This is a genomic window from Nocardia sp. FBN12, from assembly GCF_050320175.1.
GTDB lineage: Bacteria > Actinomycetota > Actinomycetes > Mycobacteriales > Mycobacteriaceae > Nocardia.
Genome location: NZ_CP190048.1, coordinates 3167424 through 3186341 on the forward strand (window position 1 = coordinate 3167424; position 18918 = coordinate 3186341).

Below are 18918 nucleotides of genomic sequence, written 5' to 3' on the forward strand. Positions count from 1 at the left end.
GCAGGTCGTTCCGGTCGGGAACCGCCTCGTAGGCGCACGGTCCGCCTACGAGGTGCCGGATCGAGCTTGCTCGGGGATCCCGCAGGTCTCGGCGAGCAGCTCCAGCGGATCTCGAGCCGAGCAGCGATCGTGTGCTCGGCCGCGCCCACCGAACGGCTCGTTCAGGAGGAGTGCGATCGTGGCTGGTCAATCGGCCGATGCGTGCTGGAGGCGGGCCGCGAGGACGCGGAGCTGTGCGGTCAATTCCGGCGAATCGTGGACGCGGAAAGCCACACCCAGTCCCGTCAGTTGTACGGCGAGCCAGGTGGGGTCGTCGTCGCGGGTGGCGGTCAGGCGGCAGGTGGTGTCGGTGTCGGGGCGCAGGGTATCCGGTTCTTCGCCGAGGCGGCCTGCGATGCGGCCGTGCGGTGCTTCGATGGTGACGTCGACGTGGTATTCAGGTGTGGCCCAGTCGGTTCGGCGGCCTGCGACGTAGTCGGCCGGGTCGGCGGCGGGGAGATCGCGGGCGATGATGCGGGCGCCGGTGGGGTGGGGGGTTTCGATGCGGTCGGCGCGGTAGGTGCGCCAGGCGTCGCGGTCGAGGTCGTAGGCGACGAGGTACCAGCGGCGGCCTGCGGCCGCGACGCCTGCGGGTTCGGTGTGGCGTCGGGATTCGGTGCCGGTGGCGTCGCGGTAGGTGAAGCGGAGGCGTTCTCGGTTGGTGACGGCGGCGGCGAGGGTGGTGAGGACCTCCGGGTCGACGGTGGGGCCGTCACCTGCGCGGACTGTGAGCGCCGAACCGACCACGCGCACCCGTCTGCGCAGTGTCGCGGGGAGGACTTGCTCGAGTTTGGTCATGGCCCGCACCGAGGCGTCCTCGATGCCCGCAACTGCCTGTCCCGCGGCGACTCTCAGCCCGACCGCGACGGCTACCGCCTCGTCCGCGTCGAGGATCAGTGGTGGTAGCGCCGAGCCTGCGGTGAGCCGGTAGCCGCCGGCCGCACCCATCGCGGCGACCACCGGATAACCCAGGTCACGCAGCCGGTCGATGTCGCGTCGCACGGTTCGGTCGGTGACGCCGAGCCGGTCGGCCAGTTCGCTACCCGGCCACTCACGTGGCATCTGCAGCAGCGAGAGCAAACGGAGCAGTCGGGCGGCGGTATCGGTCATGTTCTCGATTCTCCCGGACATGTAGGACCGGAACTGTCCTAGATGGGAGATAGCGTCGGAATCACACCGACAACGAGGAGTCCCGATGACCACCATTCGCCCGTTCCGCATCGACATCCCCCAGGCCGACCTCGACGACCTGCACGACCGCCTGACCAGGGTGCGCTGGGCGGCCCCACTCCCGGGCGAGGGTTGGGAACGCGGTGTCCCCACCGCGTATCTGCGCGAGCTGGCGCAGTACTGGGCGAACGATTTCGATTGGCGCGCAAGGGAATCGGAGCTCAACGAATTCCCCCAGTTCATCACCGAGATCGACGGCCTCGATGTGCATTTCGTGCACGTCCGCTCCCCCGAGCCCGACGCGGTGCCGCTGCTGCTCACCCACGGCTGGCCCAACTCGTTCGTCGAATTCACCCGCACCATCGGCCCGCTCACCGACCCACGCGCCCACGGGCTCGACCCCGCCCTCGCCTTCGACGTGGTGATCCCGTCCGTCCCCGGATTCACCTTCTCGGCAGCACCCGCCGAAACCGGCATGACCACGGCACGAGTCGCGCGGATGTGGACCACCCTCATGGATCGTCTCGGGTATGACCGCTACGGCACCCAGGGTGGCGACCTCGGCGCCTACGTCGCGCCGGAGATGGCGCTGGCCGCACCGGAACACGTGATCGGGGTGCATCTCGACGGCGGGATCGGTATGCCGACCGAGGCTGACGTCCCCGCGATGTCGGCCGAGGACCGCGCGCAGTGGGCGGAAATGCAGCAGTGGATGACCGGCGGCGTCGACCACCACGCCCTGTTGCGGGCGGCGCCGCAGACCTTCGCGCTCGGCTGGAACGATTCACCGGTGGCACTGCTGGCGTGGATGATGCAGAAGTTCCAGGAGTTCGCCTACATGGCCGATCGCGCCGAGGACGTGATCGACCGCGACCATCTGCTGACCAATATCGCCCTGTACTGGTTCACCCAGACCACCGGCACCTCGTCCTGGCCGATGTACGACGGACTGCGCGCGGGCGGCGGTTTCGGCTGGCCCACCGACCAGAACCTGGTGCCGACCGGCGTCTACGGTGGCGGGTCACCACTCATGCGCAAGATCGCCGATCACGGCAACAAGATCACCCACTGGCCGTCGGAAAACCCGGGCAACCATTTCGTCGCCATGGAGGAACCGGCCGCACACGTCGCCGACATCCGGACATTCTTCGCCGAGCTGCGCTGAACTTGCGCGTGGCAGTGCACGCGGGTGCACTGCCACGGCACTGGCGACCCCGAGACCGGATTCAGCGCTAGCGCTGACTCGCGTCCGGCACCCGGGGCGGACACGGCGCGCCGGGTGCGGTGACCAGCTCGAAGTGCCACCACTCATTGTCGAAGGTCCGGCAGAGCCCCCACCGATTGCCGTTGGCCTCGAGCCACTGCGCGCCCTCCTGCGGGCCGACGTCGACGGCGTGGCCCGAGACGTGGGTGGATTCTTCGGGCGGGAGGACCCAGCGGCGGGCTTCGTCGGGGCTGCCGTAGGTGGCGAGGCCGTCTTGCCAGAGCCATTCCTGCTGCTCGTACGTGCGGTGACCGGATGTGACGGACAACGGCACATCCTCGGCGTGGGCCTGTTGCTCGGCGAGGGTGTAGGCGGCGGCGAGGGCTGGGTCGAGGCCTTCGGTGCCCGCGGCCGATTGGAACTGTTCGCGCGGGTCGGGGTGAGCGGTTCCGATGCCGAGGGTGGTCGCGGTCGCGGCGGCGGCCATCGTCACCAGGATCCGGTCGGCCACGCGGCCGAGCACAGTATTCATAGGCGGATTCTATCGACCGGTCTGATCACCCAGACCGCGGCGCCACTGCTCGATCACCCGGCCGGTTTCGGTCTGCGGGGGTTCGCCGTAGAGCCATTCGCGGGCGAGTTGATGCCAGTTGGCGGTAACGCGCAGCTGACCGAGGGTCGCGAAGGTGAAAAGGTCGGCGCGGCGGGAGAACACGTGCTCGGGCGGCAGCAGCTGTTTGTGCATGCCCTGGAAGTCGGACGCGCGCGGGTCGACGGCGAGAAGTAGTGCGCCGGTGGCCAATTGGGGGGTGATGGTGACTTCCTCGTCGAGCAGATGCCAGCCTGTGGCAGCCCAGACGTAGGCCAGACTCTCCTCCACGGTGACCGCGGAATCGGGGTCGATGATCCCGCGCCCCACCCACGCCGCGAACAGATCCTCACCCCGCCCCTCCGCGGCTGCGCGCAGGACGTCACGTTCGAATTCGACGTGCGCCGGGTCCATCTCCTTGTAGAGACCGAAGTCGACGAAGGCGAGTTTGCCGTCGTCGGCCAGCAGCACATTGCCCGGATGCGGGTCACCGCAGAACTCGTTGTCGGCGAACAGGCCCGCGATATAGAAGCGGTAGATCAGCTCGCCGAGCCGGTCACGCTCGGCAGCGGGCAGCGTCTGGATATGCGAAAAGGGTTTCCCCGCAACGAATTCGGTGACCAGCACATTGTGGGTGCAGAATTCCTCGATGCTGTCGGGCACGATGATGAAGGGATGGCCGCGATAGCGCTGCGCGACCCGATGCTGGGTCTGAGCCTCGCGCTCGTAGTCGAGTTCGCTGCGCAGATTGCTGGCGACTTCCTCCAGCACGCTCGTATCGGCCATGCTCGGCAACACCGTGCTCGCCATCTTGCCGAGGAACTCGAGATTGCTGATATCGGCGTGGACGGCACGATCCACCCCGGGATACTTCACCTTGACCGCGACGACGCGCCCGTCGTGCAGTCGTGCCCGGTGTACCTGGCCGATCGACGCCGCCGCGATCGATGTCTCGCCGAACTCGGCGAAGGTCCGCGACAAGGGACCGAGGTCGTCCTCGATCACCTGCCGCATCATCGAGAACGGCATCGCGGGCGCCCGGTCCTGCAGGGCCGCGAGCTGGGCACGGAACTGCTCTCGATGCGCTTCGGGAACGAAGTCGAGATCGAGCACCGATCCCATCTGCCCGAGCTTCATCGCCGAGCCCTTCATACTTCCCAGCACCGCGACGATCTGCTGTGCCTTCATCATCGCCGACCGCTCGGCGAGAACCTCTCGCGCCTCGTCGGTGCGCCCTATCATCGACAGCCGCCGCCCGACTTCCCGCATAGCCTGACCGGCAGCGAACTGCCCCAGCTTCGCGCTGCGCGTCGCCCGCCCTCTGGGAACTCCACCGCTCGCCAATCCGCACCCCTGCCAGGCCCTGTACGCCGTATGTCGTGCGTCACATTACACCGGGGTGGCAGTCGCCGCCGGGCCGGCGAAACAGCCGAAAACCCCGGCACCCGCCGACGCGGACACCGGGGTATCGGAGCGGATGACTACACGCGTTCCTTGGAACGGGTGCGCACGCGCAAGGCGATCGGCTTGGAGGTTTCGGCGAAGAAGTCGTTGCCCTTGTCGTCGACGACGATGAAGGCGGGGAAGTCTTCGACGTCGATCTTCCAGACGGCTTCCATCCCGAGTTCGGGGTATTCGAGGACCTCGACGTTCTTGATGCAGTCCAGCGCCAGGCGCGCCGCGGGGCCGCCGATGGAGCCGAGGTAGAAGCCGCCGTGTTCGTCGCAGGCCTTGGTGACCTGGGCCGAGCGGTTGCCCTTGGCGAGCATGACCATCGAGCCGCCCGCGGCTTGGAACTGGTCGACATAGGAGTCCATGCGACCGGCGGTGGTGGGGCCGAACGAGCCCGAGGCGTAACCCTCGGGGGTCTTCGCCGGACCGGCGTAGTAGACGGCCATATCGCGCAGGTATTGCGGCATGGGTTCGCCCGCGTCGAGGCGTTCCTTGATCTTGGCGTGGGCGATGTCGCGGGCCACGACCAACGGGCCGGTCAGCGAAAGACGGGTCTTCACCGGGTATTTCGACAGTTCGGCGCGGATCTCGTCCATCGGGCGATTGAGATCGATCTTGACGACATCGCCACCGAGGATGTCGGCGGTCTGCTCCGGAAGGTACTGGGCCGGTTCGGTTTCCAGCTGCTCCAGGAAGATGCCGTCCTTGGTGATCTTGGCCAGTGCCTGGCGGTCGGCCGAGCAGGAGACGGCGATCGCGACGGGGCAGGACGCGCCGTGCCGGGGCAGGCGGACCACGCGCACGTCGTGGCAGAAGTACTTGCCGCCGAACTGCGCGCCGATGCCGAACTCACGGGTGAGCTGGAAGACCTCTTCTTCGAGCTCGACGTCACGGAACGCGTGGCCGGTGATCGAGCCCTCGGTGGGCAGGTTGTCCAGGTAGTGCGCCGAGGCGTATTTCGCTGTCTTCAAGGCGAATTCGGCGCTGGTGCCACCGATGACCACCGCGAGGTGGTACGGCGGGCAGGCCGCGGTGCCCAGCGAGCGGATCTTCTCGTCGAGGAACTCGAGCATGCGCTCGGGGTTCAGGACGGCCTTGGTCTCCTGGTACAGGAACGACTTGTTGGCCGAACCGCCGCCCTTGGCCATGAACAGGAACTTGTACACCGGGTTGTCGGCGTCGCCCTCGGTCGAGTACAGCTCGATCTGGGCGGGCAGGTTGGTGCCGGTGTTCTTCTCGTCCCACATGGTGATCGGGGCGAGCTGGGAGTAGCGCAGGTTCAGCTTGGTGTAGGCGTCGAAGATGCCACGGCTGAGCCATTCGGCGTCGTCGACACCGGTGAGCACGCCCTCGCTCTTCTTGCCCATCACGATCGCGGTGCCGGTGTCCTGGCACATCGGCAGGACACCGCCCGCGGAGATGTTGAGGTTCTTGAGCAGGTCGAGCGCGACGAAGCGGTCGTTGCCCGAGGACTCGGGGTCGTCGATGATCTTGCGCAACTGCCGCAGGTGCGCGGGGCGCAGATAGTGGCTGATGTCGTGGATCGCCGTCTCGGTCAGCAGCCGCAGCGCCTCGGGATCGACCTGCAAGAAGGTGCGCCCGTTGTGCTCGAAGGTGCTGACCCCCTCGCTGGTGAGCAGGCGGTAGGGCGTCTCGTCGGCGCCGATCGGCAGCAGATCGGAATAGCGGAACTCCGGCGCGGTCACGGATCGCACTCCTTCGGGCAGGGCGGGCACCGCAACACTGCGGAGCACCAGGCAGGGCTGGTCACAAAGCAATCCGCAGCCTACGACTCCTGCACACTGAGCCTCTTGTTAGGCAACCCTACCTTCCCGGTAGTGCCAGGAAACAGCTAGCTCAAGGATTGTCGAGGTTGCACGTTCAACACAAACGGTGCTACCCATTCTCCGGGCGGTGGCGGGGATGCACCGTTCAATCCGAAGCCTGCACCTTCAGAATCTGGAGCTCGATCGTGACCGATCCACAGTGGCTCGATGATGTCGAAATGCGTGCCTGGCTGGGCTATGTCCGGACCCGCGACCTGATCGCCGCGGCGATCGGGCGCGATGCCGGCCGGGCAGCCAACCTGAGCTATATCGAATATTCCGTCCTGGTCCACCTGGCCGACGCACCAGGTCAGCGGCTCACCTTCGCCGATCTGGCCGGTGCGCTCGAATGGTCGCAGAGCAGGCTCTCGCACCAGATCACCCGCATGCAGAAACGCGGCCTCGTCTCGCGCGAGACGATGCCGCACGACCAGCGCCGCACCGTGGCCAGGCTGACCACGACCGGCGGCCAACTGCTCACCACGGCCGCACCCGCGCATGTGCGCAGTGTGCGCAGGCACATGATCGATGTCCTCGATCGCGACCAGCTCGCCGCGCTCGCGGAGATCTACGACACCCTCGTCGACCATCACCGCAGTGCCGCAAGCGAATAGAACTTCGGCCGTTCGTGCTGGGCCGGTCGGCGTGCGCATTCGGTTGAAGGTTGCCGAAACTTCGGCTTTCGCCGAGTTCGTCAGTTCCACAGCGGCATCGCCGGCTCGACCAGGTGCGAGGTGCGGGCCCGCCCGGCGCGGATGTGCCGGGCGGGCTCGTCCTATGAACCCGAACTGCCACCGGAGGAATCCGGGCGCGCCTTGCCCAGCCCGCCGCGGCTGACCGTGCCACCCTTGTCCGGAGCGCCGCGATCGAAGACATCGCCGCTGGTCGGGCGCAGGAAACTGCCCGCGGCGAGGGCCACGGCGACACCGATCGCCGGGTACACGAACGTGTCGGTGTGCTGGTACCAGAAGCGCGAATACCTGGAATCGGAAGTGTCGCACCGGTCGTCGGCCACGCGAACGTCGGTGGTCTTGTCCACGCAGACAGCGACCGACGCCGGCTTCGCGGCGGCCGAGGTGGTCGTGGTCGCCCGCGATGTCGTCGTCGGGGGCTTCGAGGTGGTCGTCAGGGTGGTCGACGCCGCGCGCGGTGCCGGTTTCGGGGTGGCGGTGCCACACCCGGCCGAGACCAGTGCCACCGCCACCACGGCAGGCAACGTATAGGACACACTGCGCGACATCATGATTCGGCTACGCGAACCTTCGATATCCGAAACCGCACTCACGAAATTCCCCCTCGGACGGTGACGATCAACCGCCGATACTATCCAGCCGCGGCGCCGCTGGCGACTGTTCCGTTGGTCGCGAAATCCCGGTTGCCGGAATTCTTTTGGACCGAATCGACGCCCAGCGCGCGTTCGAAGCCGGCCGGAACGATGATGTCGTCGCGGGTCAGGTCGGTGATCGAGGTCTTGCGCAGACCCAGTAGCGCGGAATCGATGCCGCCGCGCAGGATGTCGAGAACATTCTCGACACCGGCCTGACCGTTGGCCGCCAGACCCCACAGGGAGGCGCGCCCGATCAGCACTGCACGCGCACCGAGCGCCACGGCCTTCACGACATCACTGCCGCGCCGGATGCCACCGTCGAGGAGCACCTCGATCTGGTCACCGACCGCGTCGGCGAGCACCGGCAGTGCGCGGATGGCGGCGGGAGTGCCGTCGAGATTGTTGCCGCCGTGGTTGGACACCGAGATGCCGGCAACGCCCGCGTCGACGGCGCGCAGAGCGTCGTCGACGCGCATCACACCCTTGAGCAGCACCGGGCCGTCCCACTGCGCGCAGATCCAGGCGACATCGTCCCAGTCCGGTGCGGGGGTCTGCATCCATTCGCCGTAGGCGCCGAAGAACCCGGGCGCCGCGCCGCCGCCGACCGCCATATTGGGCGCGGTGAGGTCGGGAATGCTGCCCGAGCGCAGGTAGGTCGCGAGCCAGCGCGGGCGCGCGAGGGTCTGCGGCGCGAACTTCATCATCGTGCGCAGGTTCAGCGATTCCGGGATCACCGGGCTACCCCAGTCGCGACCGTGCGAGAACGACCAGTCCAGCGTGAGGATCAGGCCCACCGCCCCGGCCTTCTTCGCCCTGGCCATCCGCTCGAGGATCTGGTCCTTGTTGCCGCACCAGTACAGCTGGAACAGGGTCGCCGGGTTGGCGGCGAGGACATCCTCGACGGGCTTGCTCGCGAAAGAGCTGAGCCCCATGGCGATTCCGCGCGCCGCCGCGGCGCGAGCGACGGCGACCTCACCGTCGGGGTGCACCGCCTGCACGCCGGTCGGCGAGATCAGCACCGGCATGGAGACCTGCCGACCGAGCACCGTGGTCGACTGGTCGCGCTCGCCGATCGGGCCCGCGCAGTGCGGGGCGAAACCGAGTTCGGTGAACGCGGCCTGGTTGTCTTCGATGGTCTGTCCGCGTTCCGAACCGGCGATCAGCGCGCCGTACACCGACTTCGGCAGGCGCTTGCGGGCGCGCCGCTGCGCCTCGGCAACGGTCTCGAACCAGGGATTCATCGGGGTCCTTCCTCATGATCCTGCGGCCACCATCGGCGCAGGTCTTCCAGTAATGCGATCGTGGCGATCCCGAGCAGATCGGCGCCTTCGTCGGCGTTCGATCCGGTGGGATCGCCGAGGATTCCGTTGGGGCTCGCGGCCCGCACACCGCCCGCGCGCAGCAGCGGCAGCAGTTCGGTGAGCGGGCGCCGATCCCCTGGTTCGGCCAGTTCGGTGCGCACCAGGTCGGGGCTCAGCGCGAGCTGGATCGAGGTTTCGGTGCGCCCGGCGTGCGGGTCGCCGCCGTAGCCGGGCGAGAACAGCCGCACATCACGCGACTCCGACCGCAGCAACGCCACCGCGCGGCGCAGCGCTTCCATATTGCCGCCGTGCCCGTTCACCAGCACGATCCGCGAGAAGGTGTCCGTGGCGGAGCGGCACAGTTCGACGACGAGGAACTCCAGCGCGGCCTGGCCGATCGACAAGGTGCCCGCGAACCCCGCGTGCTCGCCGCTGGCCCCGTAGGGAACGGCAGGCGCGATGAGCACGTCGGAGCGCTCGGCCGCGGCCCGCAGGCAGACCGCCGACGCGATGTCGCTGTCGGTCGACAGCGGCAGATGCGGGCCGTGCTGCTCGGTCGCGCCGAGCGGGATGACCAGGATCACTCCCGCGGCGGCGCGCACACCTGCCTCGGGCGATGTGAGGTGCGCCACGAACATGGCGCCAACATTAACGTCAGTCACTGACATAATCAATAGCTCGTGCAGGTCGAGCGCCCCTCTCTATCCTGTATCCATGTCCGCCCCGCCTTCGCGCGCACCGATGTCGACTCCGAAGCAACCGGGGCACCGCGGGCGTCCGCCGCGCACCACGCGTCGCCAACTCGAGGTGATCGCGATGAAACTGTTCGCCGAGCACGGGTTCGACGACGTCACCGTGGAGCGCATCGCCGCCGAAGCCGGCGTCAGCGAGCGGACCTTCTTCCGCTACTTCCCCACCAAGGCCGAGGTGCTGTGGCACCAGTTCGACAACGAGGTCGACGACCTGCGCGCCGCGTTCGCCGCGGTTCCCGCCGACGAGCCGATGATGGCGGCAGTTCGCCGAATCGTGGTGGCGGCCAACAGATATCGCGCCGAGGACATTCCGGAATTGCGCACCAGAATGCGACTGGTCTCCGGCGTTCCCGCACTCTCGGCGGGCGCGGGAGCGCACTACGACGCGTGGGAACACGCCGTCGGTGAGTTCGCCGCGAGCCGCCTCGGCGCGAGCGCGGGCGACCTCGTTCCGCTGGCCATCGGACGCACCACCCTGGCCGCCGCGCGCGCCGCGTTCGACGCCTGGCTCGAGCGCGGTGACACCGATCTGACCGTCTATCTGGACCAGGCACTACGGGCACTGGAGCGCGGGTTCGCTCCGGAATAGCCGACAGCGCCACGTTTGGGCAGCACGGCAAAGGGGGTATGAGTATTCTCAGGCTCAACGCGCACTGTGCGCACCGAGAACATCCGTCGTCGAAAGGGGCAGGGGTTTCCATGTCCGAGGTGTCCACGAGTCTTTCGGCGGATTCGCTGCCAGCGCAGCCGCTCGACAATCTGCTCCCGCAGCTGGTCGAGCACCTGCGGCAGAACCGCACCGGGCTGCGGGAAGAGTGGGCACGGCGTATCACCGAGGCCGAGCTGCTGACCGCCATGACCCCGGAGGAAATCTTCTCCGAGGCGACGTCGATGTACGACAACTACGTCGAGGTGCTGGTCACCGGTAGCGTCGAAGCACTGCAGGCCTACGCCCGCGACCTGTCCGAGCGCATCATTCCGCGAGGCGTCGAGACAGACGAGGTCATCGGCATCGTGCTGCTGCTGCGCGACGTGCTCGCCCGCAGCCTCTTCGAGAAATACCAGTCCAACTTCGAGCTGCTCAACCGCGTGCTCGACGCCTACGAACCGGCCGCCAACCGCATCGCCAACACCGTGGCCGTGTCGTTCGTGCAGGAGCGCGAGCGCGTCATCAGCCGCCAGCAAGAGGCCATCCGCGAGCTGTCCACCCCGGTGCTGCAGGTCCGCGAGCAGCTGCTCATCCTGCCGATCATCGGTGTGCTCGACTCCCAGCGCGCCCGCCAGCTCACCGAGCAGCTGCTGCGCGCCATCCGCGCCAATCGCGCCAAGGTGGTCGTCATCGACATCACCGGTGTGCCCGCGATCGACTCCGTGGTGGCCAACCACCTCGTGCAGACCGTCGACGCGTCCGGTCTGATGGGCGCCAGCGTGATCATCACCGGCCTGTCCTCGGAGATCGCGCTGACCCTGGTGACCATCGGCCTTGACCTGTCCAAGATGAACGCGGTCGGCGACCTGCAGGGCGGCATCGAAGAAGCTGAGCGCCTACTCGGGTACGAGGTCTCCCGAGTGACCGAGCGCTTGAGCGAGCGGGACGGGCGCTGACCAAGCCACCATGCCGGTACCTATTCTCAAGCAGGGCACGTACCTGATCGCCTCGGTACAGTCGGCCCTGACCGACGCCGACACCGAGCGGTTGCAGGACGACCTGATGAAGCAGGTCAGTCGCTATCGCGCGACCGGCATCATCGTCGACGTCACCGCCATCGACGTCATGGATTCCTTCGCCGCGCGCTCGTTGCGCACCATCGCGCACATGACCCAGTTGCGCGGCGCGGAAACCGTCATCGTCGGGCTGCAACCCGAAGTCGCCTTCGCCATGGTGCAACTGGGCCTGACATTCGAAGACATGCACACCGCGCTGGATCTCGAGGAAGGCCTCTCCTGGCTGAATCGGCACCCGCGGCGACGAGACGGTCGCGACAGTGGCCGCTGAGCAGGTGGCGATCGCGGTCAAGGTGTCCGAGGACATCGTCACCGCCCGGCAAGCCGGCAGCGAATTGGCCGGTGATCTCGGTTTCACCCTCACCGATCGCACCATGATCTCCACCGCCATCTCCGAAATCGCCCGCAACATCACCAGCTACGCGGGCAGCGGCGAGATCAGGCTGCTCATCGACTTGCGCGAGGGTCGCCGCGCGCTCGTCATCCAAGCCGAGGACCAGGGCCCCGGCATCCGCGACATTCCCCGCGCGCTGGAAGACGGCTATTCCACCGGCCGCGGACTCGGACTCGGCCTGCCCGGCGCACGCAGACTGATGGACCGCCTCACCATCGATTCGGCCCCGGGCCGCGGGACGTTGATCGAGATGTGGAAGTGGGTACCCGACGTTGCATGAGGACGGGATCATCGGGCGCATGGAGTGGTCGACGGCCGGCCGGGCACTGCCCGGCCAGAACGTCTCCGGTGACCGCGCGCTCGTGCTCGACACCGGCGCCGGCGTGCTGTTCGCGGTGCTCGACGGGCTCGGCCACGGTGCGCCCGCGGCCGAGGCGGCCGATCGCGCCACGACCATCCTCACCGAGAACTGTGGCGAACCGCTGGATGTGCTGATGGTGCTCTGTCATCGCGCGATGGTCGAAACTCGCGGCGCCGCAGTGTCTTTGGCCTTGATCGAGCCGGGCGAGACGTTGCAATGGCTCGGCGTGGGCAATGTCGATTCGCGACTGCTCACCCTCGGCCCGGCCGGTCCGGAACTGCGGGCCACGATGCTGCTCACCGGCGGCATCGTCGGCTACCGGCTGCCCTCGCACCTGCAGCCGCAGACGCTGCCGATCCGCCCCGGCGATCTGCTGCTGATGGCGACCGACGGCATCGTCGCGGTCGGCCCCGAATCGCTCGACCTGGCCAAACCCGCCACCGCGATCGCGGGCGACCTGCTCGCACGCGACGCGAAGGACACCGACGACGCACTGGTACTCGCGGCGCGTTTCCGTGGGCCCTGCCCATGAGGCCGCGACACCGCGGCCCGTTCCCCCAGACCTGGCCGATGAGAGGTTGCCGATGAGCGCTGTCCTGGTCGCATTTCTGGACGACTATTCGGCGGCTATGCGCCGCCATGTCGCCGCGCCAGGCCAGGCCGGGCTCTCCGAGGGCTACGACCTCGGTCGGCGGGCCCTCGTCGAGGACATCAGCCTGCTCGACCTCACCGAGAACCACTTCCGGGCCGTCGCCGAGGACCCCGAGATCCGGGACGACCCACGCCGCGCCGAAATCGCCCTGGAATTCCTGCTACAGACGATGGCGGCCCTCGATATCGCCACCCGTGGTTATCTCGACGGCACCCGCCGGTACGAGCAACAGCGTTCCCGCGCAGAGGATCTCGAAGGTCGCGACGCCTTTCGTACCGCGCTGGTGGAATCGTTGCAGGACGGTTTCTTCGTCGCCGACGACCACGGCACCATCGTCGAGGTGAACTCGGCGTTCGGGGTACTCACCGGCTACGGCGCCACCGAGGTGCCGTTTCGGCTACCGCATCCGTGGGCACTGTCCGATCGCTCCGGGTACCCCCAGATCGGCACGGAGGCAGCGCGATTCGTGATGCCGGTACGTCATCGTGACGGCCGGGAACGCTGGCTGGCGGTGAGCGCGAGCTCGCTGGTGAAGCAGGAGAACGACGAACGGATCTTCGTCGGCACCGTGCGCGATGTGACCGCCGAACACGACGCACAGGCCCGCGACCAGGCCGCCTCGCGCCTGGCGACCGCCGTCGGCGCGGCGACGAGCATGGTGGAAGTCCTCGCGGTCGGACTCGACGAACTGCGCCGGACGATGGGTGCCGCGACCGCCCTGGTCGCGATCTGGCCGAGCCGGACCGGGCGACCCGACGTCTACTCCTGCGGCGCGACGCCGTCGAGTACCGAACAGGAGCCCGAAACCACCGGCACCGCACCACAATTCACCGCCGCGCCGATGCGCCAGAGCGGGCCACGCGCCGACGGCCCGGTCGTGCTCGACGACGACACCCAGGCGCTGCTCGACCGCTCGCGCAGGCAGACCGCCCGCGGGCTCTCGGCAATCACCGGCGACGAAGGCGGCGTCGACGCGGTCGTGGCGCCGCTCGGCGAGACCGGTGACGCGGCGCTGTGGGTGCGCTTCGGCGCACCGCGCGCGGTCAGTGCGGCCGATTGGGCGCTGTACTCGTTGCTCGTCGGCCATCTCAGCGTCGCACTGCAGCGCGCACGCAACTTCGATCAGGCACGCGCCACTTCGCTGACTCTGCAGCGGGCGATGCTCGGACCGATCGAACTGCCGCCGCGGTTCTCGGTGCACTACGAACCCGCCTTGCCACCGCTCGAGATCGGCGGCGACTGGTACGACGTGGTGCCGTTGCGCGACGGCACCATCGGCGTCGTCGTCGGCGACTGCGTCGGGCGCGGCCTGTCCGCGGCGGTGGTGATGGGCCAATTGCGGACCGCGGCAAGGGCTTTGCTGCTACGTGGGGCCGGACCGGCGCAGTTGCTCGCCGAACTCGACGCCGTGGCCTCGCGGATCCCGGGCGCCATGTGTACGACGGTGTGCGCGGCCGTGCTCGATCCCGAGCGCGGGATGGTGCGGTACTCCAATGCCGGCCACATGCCGCCGGTCCTCGCACCGCCCGGCGGTCCGGGCCGGATTCTCGAGGGCGGCCGCGCGGTCCCGCTCGCCACCTTCGACACGCCGCGCAGGCCCGAGGCCACCACGGCGGTGCCGCCGGGCGCGACCCTGGTGCTGTTCACCGACGGGCTCGTCGAGCAGCGCGGGTACGACATCGCCGAGGGCTTCGTCAAGATCGCCGAAGTACTGAGCGAAACCGGCGCCGCACTCCCCCGCGATGTGGCCGACGCGGTGCTGTCGCGACTGTGCCCACCCGCGGGTTATGACGACGACGTCGCCATGGTCGTCTACCGTCAGCCTCCCGAGCCGTTGTGTCTCGACTTCCCCGCTGCCGCAGCGGAATTGGCCGGCGTACGTCGCGGCCTGTACCGCTGGTTCGCCACCGCCGCGGTCCCGCACGACCTGGCCGCCGACCTCGTCGCCGCGGCCAACGAGGCCTGCAGCAACAGCGTCGAACACGCCTACCGCGACGCCGAAGCGGGCCGCGTCAGCCTCACGGCCCGCTGCGACGGCGACCGGGTGGTCCTCGAGATCGCCGACAACGGCCACTGGATCCCCACCCCGACCGATCCCGGCTATCGCGGTCGCGGTGTCGAGATGATGCGGGTGCTCACCGAGGACCTCACCTTCGACCACGACGAGAACGGCACCCGGGTTCGCATGTGGGTGACGCTGCCCTCGATCACCTTCCCCACCGCGAACCCGCTGCGCGCCTCCTCACGTCCGCCGACGGTCAGCTCGCGGCAGAATTCGTTCTGACGGGTCGTCCCGCGACAGCGGTGACGAGCGAGGTCAGCGGGCGGCGGTACTGCCGAGAACCAGCAGATCCGGCACGGGGTGGTCGACGAGCGGAGTGGAACGGACCGCCGGGGCGATAGTCGTGCAGCGGCGCGCCAGCAGGGTGCCGCACGAGTGAACGGCGGTCGTGATCAAGTCCTCGGCCAGGGGGAGGTCGTCCTCACGGTAGGCGTACACCGTGAAGCGCACGGTGTGCTGGTCGTTGCGCGGATCGGCCTGCAGCACCGCTTCGGCGGGGCAGCTCGACAGGAGCATGATCGCGGCAGCCAGGTCGGCGCAGGGATCACCGCCGATCAACGAGCCCGAGGCGAAGGCAGCGAAAAGTGTACGCAGGCAAGGCTGTTCGGGACGCAGCTGGGAATCCTGGATCTGTGACCAGCGACGCAAGGCCGGGTGGTCGGCGATATCAGGACGGTCCTGCCAGCGTCGGCGCGCGCAGGCGAGCAGCCGGGCCGCGGTCGAGTCCCACAGGTGCGGCGCCTCGATACTGGCGACGATGCGCAGGCGACGACATTCGTCGACAGCGGCCGGGGGTGGTTCGATGGGCGGTTTCGCCGCCGGTCGGTACGTCTGCATTGTCGACCTCCTACCGCACGAGAGAAGAACCGAACGGGTCCTGCGCGGTGGCGCTACCGCGACGCCAGGCCAGGCGGAATGCCCACGCCGAGGCCGTGACGGACATGCCGACGAGGATTCCGATCACCCCGAAAACGATCGCGGCGGACCAGCCGACACCCTGCGATCGAGCGATCAGCGCCGAGGCGAGGATCGGCCCCGCGGTGATCAGCACGGGAATCAGCAGGATCAGTCCGAGCGTCACCAGGGTCGGCGGCGTCATCGCTGTTTTCGCTGCGGAGAATTCTCGCCGAGAGACGATTGTGTGCGGCCCCGACGGCTGCGTGACTGTAGCCATTTCCGCCCTCTCCGTTACCTGAATGGAACCCAGCGAAACCCTCGAGTCCAAACGTACAGCCCCGGTCCGGCCTCCTGCGCACTTCGTCACGAAAAAGTGATAACTCACAATTGAACCGAACTCGGCTTTTATCTATATGCCCAGCTCACCACATGTTTTTCGGTTAGCTAACAATTTGCTGCTTATCCTTTTTATTCAGATCGGATAACGATTGCAGACGTCGCTCACGCACTGACCGAGAGAGCCGGAACCCATCGGGAACATACTCGAAAAACGCGGGTTTCTCGTCGACGAAATATCCGGCTATCTCCCTGATCAGATGTCACCACGCATCAGCTCGGTTCACTACCGAAGCTGCCCTCCAAGCGATTTCGCGAACCGGGATGCACGAGCCGTGCCACGCTGACCAGCCCGCCCGACGACCAGGTGCGGCGCCGGATCAGCAGGCACGGCTCGTCGGCGTCGATGCCGAGCAACACGCACTCTTCGCGCGCCGCCCGCACCGCCTCGACGACATGCTCGCCGCGCAGCAACGGGGCGACCTCACTGAGGTAGATGTTCGGGGTGACGGCGGTGAAGTCCTGGGCAAGATAGTCGGGGGCCTGCGCCGGGTTGACATAGCGGTCCTCGAGCTGGATCGGCACACCGTCCTCGAAGTGCACCAGCAGCGAGTGGAACACCTTGGGGCCCATCGCATTCGCGAGTTCCTGATCGCCCGGTACCTCGGACCGCACGAACACCACCTCGGTGCGATGACGGTGCCCACGGCCGGTGATCTCGTCGGCGATGTTGCGGACCTCGAACAGCGGCGAGGTGGCCTTGCTCGCCGCGACGAACGTGCCGACACCCATCACCCGGGTGAGCGCGCCGTCGGCGGTGAGATCACGCAGCGCGCGGTTGATCGTCATCCGGGACAGGCCGAGCGCGGCGACGAACTGGTTCTCGGACGGTATCTGCTCCCCCACGGTCCACCGTCCGGCCTTGATCTGCGCCATGATCAGCTGCTTGACCCGCTCGTACGCCGCGAACTCGCTGCCCAGCTCGCCGTACAGCGCGGCCAGCTCCGCATCGATTATCTCGATCGCCACCACCGAATATCTCCTCGCCTCGCCCAGAGAATACGTTGCGCCCGAACGTCCACGTCACTTGTATATACAGGACTATACTGGTCGCATGAACGACGCGACACCGCCTGCCTCCGGCCCTCGTCCTGTGTCCGCTCCGCGCGGCACCGAGCTGCACACCCTCGGTTGGCAACAGGAGGGCGCGCTGCGGATGCTGATGAACAATCTCGATCCCGAGGTCGCCGAACGCCCCGATGACCTGGTCGTCTACGGCGGAACCGGGCGCGCGGTGCGCAGCTGGGCGGCGTTCGACGCGATCGTGCGCACGCTGGAGACCCTCGCCTCGGACGAGACGCTGCTGGTGCAGTCGGGCAAGCCGGTGGGGGTGTTCCGCACCAACGAGTGGGCGCCGCGGGTGTTGCTGGCGAATTCGAATCTCGTCGGCGACTGGGCCAACTGGGCCGAGTTCCGCAAGCTCGAGCAGTTGGGGCTGATGATGTACGGGCAGATGACGGCCGGGTCGTGGATCTACATCGGCAGCCAGGGCATTCTGCAGGGCACCTATGAAACCTTCGGCGCGGTGGCGCGCAAGCGTTTCGGTGGCACCCTCGCGGGCACCATCACGCTCACCGCGGGGGTCGGCGGGATGGGTGGCGCGCAACCTCTCGCGGTGACGATGAACGACGGCGTCGCGCTGTGTGTGGACTGCGACCCGGCACGCATCGATCGGCGGATCGCCCACGGATACCTCGATACGAAAGCCGAAACCTTGCGGCAGGCACTGGATCTCGCCATCGCCGCGCGGGACGAGCGCAGGCCGCTCTCGATCGGCCTTGTCGGCAACGCGGCCGAGGTGTTCCCCGAACTGCTGGCCATGGGCGCGCCGATGGATATCGTCACCGACCAGACCTCGGCCCATGATCCGCTGTCCTACTTGCCGATCGGGGTCGCGCTCGAGGACTGGCACAGCCTCGCCGAGAAGGACCCGGTCTGGTTCACCACCGAGGCACAGGCGTCGATGGCCGCGCATGTCGAGGCGATGGTCGGATTCATGGATGCGGGCGCCGAGGTGTTCGACTACGGGAACTCGATCCGCGACGAGGCCCGAAAGGGCGGCTACGACCGGGCTTTCGCGTTTCCCGGCTTCGTGCCCGCCTACATCCGCCCGCTCTTCGAAGAGGGCCTCGGCCCGTTCCGCTGGGCCGCGCTCTCGGGCGATCCGGCCGACATCGCCGCGACCGACCGCGCGATCCTGGAGCTGTTCCCGGACAACGACCACCTGCGCCGCTGGATCACCATGGCGGGCGAGAAGGTGAAATTCGAAGGGCTGCCCGCGCGGATCTGCTGGCTCGGTTACGGCGAACGTCACCGTGCGGGCCTGAAGTTCAACGAGATGGTCGCCTCGGGCGAGCTGTCGGCTCCCCTGGCCATCGGCCGCGACCACCTCGACTCCGGCTCGGTGGCCTCGCCCTACCGGGAAACCGAGGCGATGGCCGACGGTTCCGACGCGATCGCCGATTGGCCGCTGCTCAACGCACTGCTCAACACCGCGTCCGGGGCGAGCTGGGTGTCGATCCATCACGGTGGCGGGGTCGGGATGGGTCGTTCGATCCACGCGGGTCAGGTGTGTATCGCCGACGGGACCGCGCTGGCCGCGCAGAAGCTGGAGCGGGTGCTGACCAATGATCCGGGCACCGGGGTGATGCGGCATGTCGACGCGGGTTACGAGCGTGCGGCCGAGGTGGCGCGCGAGCGCGGCGTGCGTATCCCGATGCGAGAAGGCTGACAACACCTCTCTTCACTTTCAATATATAGCGCAGGTGGGG

The 18918-nt window shown here is 67.8% G+C and carries 20 protein-coding genes; 10 read left to right on the plus strand and 10 right to left on the minus strand.

Translation table 11 applies throughout. The annotated features are described in order from the left end of the window. Nucleotides 1-186 precede the first annotated feature (186 nt). Nucleotides 187-1149, minus strand: a complete 963-nt coding sequence (locus tag ACQHI0_RS15270) for a helix-turn-helix transcriptional regulator (RefSeq protein WP_427908602.1) — start codon at nucleotides 1147-1149, stop codon at nucleotides 187-189. An 85-nt stretch (nucleotides 1150-1234) separates the two neighbouring features. On the opposite strand from ACQHI0_RS15270, the gene ACQHI0_RS15275 reads away from it, so the two are divergent. Then, complete coding sequence (locus ACQHI0_RS15275) at nucleotides 1235-2374, plus strand: epoxide hydrolase (RefSeq protein ID WP_427908603.1); 1140 nt, start codon at nucleotides 1235-1237, stop codon at nucleotides 2372-2374. Between the two features lie 67 nt (nucleotides 2375-2441). On the opposite strand, the gene ACQHI0_RS15280 is transcribed toward ACQHI0_RS15275, so the two are convergent. The 3 genes from ACQHI0_RS15280 to ACQHI0_RS15290 all read right to left on the minus strand — a co-directional run bounded on the left by ACQHI0_RS15280 (nucleotide 2442) and on the right by ACQHI0_RS15290 (nucleotide 6160). Beyond that, a complete protein-coding gene (locus ACQHI0_RS15280; RefSeq protein ID WP_427908604.1) occupies nucleotides 2442-2945 on the minus strand; it encodes a M15 family metallopeptidase in 504 nt (167 codons plus the stop codon). 9 nt (nucleotides 2946-2954) lie between these two features. Beyond that, entirely contained in the window at nucleotides 2955-4271 is a 1317-nt protein-coding gene (locus tag ACQHI0_RS15285) for an ABC1 kinase family protein (RefSeq protein ID WP_427908605.1), read from the minus strand. A 212-nt stretch (nucleotides 4272-4483) separates the two neighbouring features. Beyond that, nucleotides 4484-6160, minus strand: coding sequence for a fumarate hydratase (locus ACQHI0_RS15290; RefSeq protein WP_427908606.1), 1677 nt, complete (start codon nucleotides 6158-6160; stop codon nucleotides 4484-4486). A gap of 266 nt (nucleotides 6161-6426) precedes the next feature. Between ACQHI0_RS15290 and ACQHI0_RS15295 the strand changes: the two genes are divergently transcribed. Further along, complete coding sequence (locus ACQHI0_RS15295; protein ID WP_427908607.1) at nucleotides 6427-6894, plus strand: MarR family winged helix-turn-helix transcriptional regulator; 468 nt, start codon at nucleotides 6427-6429, stop codon at nucleotides 6892-6894. A 161-nt stretch (nucleotides 6895-7055) separates the two neighbouring features. Here ACQHI0_RS15295 and ACQHI0_RS15300 read toward each other — a convergent pair whose 3' ends face one another. After that, complete coding sequence (locus ACQHI0_RS15300; RefSeq protein WP_427908608.1) at nucleotides 7056-7319, minus strand: hypothetical protein; 264 nt, start codon at nucleotides 7317-7319, stop codon at nucleotides 7056-7058. On the opposite strand from ACQHI0_RS15300, the gene ACQHI0_RS15305 reads away from it, so the two are divergent. Continuing rightward, nucleotides 7312-7503 carry a hypothetical protein gene (locus ACQHI0_RS15305; RefSeq protein WP_427908609.1) on the plus strand — a complete coding sequence of 64 codons (192 nt, stop codon included), beginning with the start codon at nucleotides 7312-7314 and terminating at the stop codon, nucleotides 7501-7503. The genes ACQHI0_RS15300 and ACQHI0_RS15305 overlap by 8 nt on opposite strands. 100 nt (nucleotides 7504-7603) lie before the next feature. Here the strand turns inward: ACQHI0_RS15305 and mftD are convergent, their stop codons facing one another. Further along, nucleotides 7604-8848: a pre-mycofactocin synthase MftD gene (mftD, locus tag ACQHI0_RS15310; protein ID WP_427908610.1), complete on the minus strand. Its 1245-nt coding sequence runs from the start codon at nucleotides 8846-8848 to the stop codon at nucleotides 7604-7606. Beyond that, nucleotides 8845-9546, minus strand: a complete 702-nt coding sequence (mftE, locus tag ACQHI0_RS15315) for a mycofactocin biosynthesis peptidyl-dipeptidase MftE (RefSeq protein WP_427908611.1) — start codon at nucleotides 9544-9546, stop codon at nucleotides 8845-8847. The genes mftD and mftE overlap by 4 nt, the downstream gene beginning before the upstream one ends. Nucleotides 9547-9622: 76 nt before the next feature. Between mftE and mftR the strand changes: the two genes are divergently transcribed. From mftR to ACQHI0_RS15345, 6 genes are all read left to right on the plus strand, one after another. After that, the gene (gene mftR, locus ACQHI0_RS15320) at nucleotides 9623-10249 is read left to right on the plus strand and encodes a mycofactocin system transcriptional regulator (protein WP_427908612.1); all 627 of its coding nucleotides are present in this window, start codon (nucleotides 9623-9625) and stop codon (nucleotides 10247-10249) included. Between the two features lie 110 nt (nucleotides 10250-10359). Next, nucleotides 10360-11265: an STAS domain-containing protein gene (locus ACQHI0_RS15325; protein ID WP_056809988.1), complete on the plus strand. Its 906-nt coding sequence runs from the start codon at nucleotides 10360-10362 to the stop codon at nucleotides 11263-11265. Between the two features lie 10 nt (nucleotides 11266-11275). Then, the gene (locus ACQHI0_RS15330; RefSeq protein WP_056809990.1) at nucleotides 11276-11656 is read left to right on the plus strand and encodes an STAS domain-containing protein; all 381 of its coding nucleotides are present in this window, start codon (nucleotides 11276-11278) and stop codon (nucleotides 11654-11656) included. Then, nucleotides 11646-12059 (plus strand): ATP-binding protein, encoded by a 414-nt coding sequence (locus ACQHI0_RS15335; protein ID WP_056809992.1) that lies wholly within the window; start codon nucleotides 11646-11648, stop codon nucleotides 12057-12059. The genes ACQHI0_RS15330 and ACQHI0_RS15335 overlap by 11 nt, the downstream gene beginning before the upstream one ends. Before the next feature lie 19 nt (nucleotides 12060-12078). Next, nucleotides 12079-12672 (plus strand): SpoIIE family protein phosphatase, encoded by a 594-nt coding sequence (locus ACQHI0_RS15340; RefSeq protein ID WP_427908613.1) that lies wholly within the window; start codon nucleotides 12079-12081, stop codon nucleotides 12670-12672. Nucleotides 12673-12724: 52 nt separating this feature from the next. Next, nucleotides 12725-15076 (plus strand): SpoIIE family protein phosphatase, encoded by a 2352-nt coding sequence (locus ACQHI0_RS15345; RefSeq protein WP_427908614.1) that lies wholly within the window; start codon nucleotides 12725-12727, stop codon nucleotides 15074-15076. 33 nt (nucleotides 15077-15109) lie between these two features. On the opposite strand, the gene ACQHI0_RS15350 is transcribed toward ACQHI0_RS15345, so the two are convergent. From ACQHI0_RS15350 to hutC, 3 genes are all read right to left on the minus strand, one after another. Next, on the minus strand, nucleotides 15110-15691 hold the full coding sequence (locus tag ACQHI0_RS15350) for a hypothetical protein (RefSeq protein ID WP_427908615.1): 582 nt from the start codon (nucleotides 15689-15691) through the stop codon (nucleotides 15110-15112). A 10-nt stretch (nucleotides 15692-15701) separates the two neighbouring features. After that, on the minus strand, nucleotides 15702-15953 hold the full coding sequence (locus ACQHI0_RS15355) for a hypothetical protein (protein WP_427908616.1): 252 nt from the start codon (nucleotides 15951-15953) through the stop codon (nucleotides 15702-15704). 407 nt (nucleotides 15954-16360) lie between these two features. Continuing rightward, entirely contained in the window at nucleotides 16361-17116 is a 756-nt protein-coding gene (gene hutC, locus ACQHI0_RS15360) for a histidine utilization repressor (RefSeq protein ID WP_427908617.1), read from the minus strand. A gap of 85 nt (nucleotides 17117-17201) precedes the next feature. On the opposite strand from hutC, the gene hutU reads away from it, so the two are divergent. Then, nucleotides 17202-18878 carry a urocanate hydratase gene (gene hutU, locus ACQHI0_RS15365; RefSeq protein WP_427908618.1) on the plus strand — a complete coding sequence of 559 codons (1677 nt, stop codon included), beginning with the start codon at nucleotides 17202-17204 and terminating at the stop codon, nucleotides 18876-18878. Nucleotides 18879-18918: the final 40 nt, after the last annotated feature.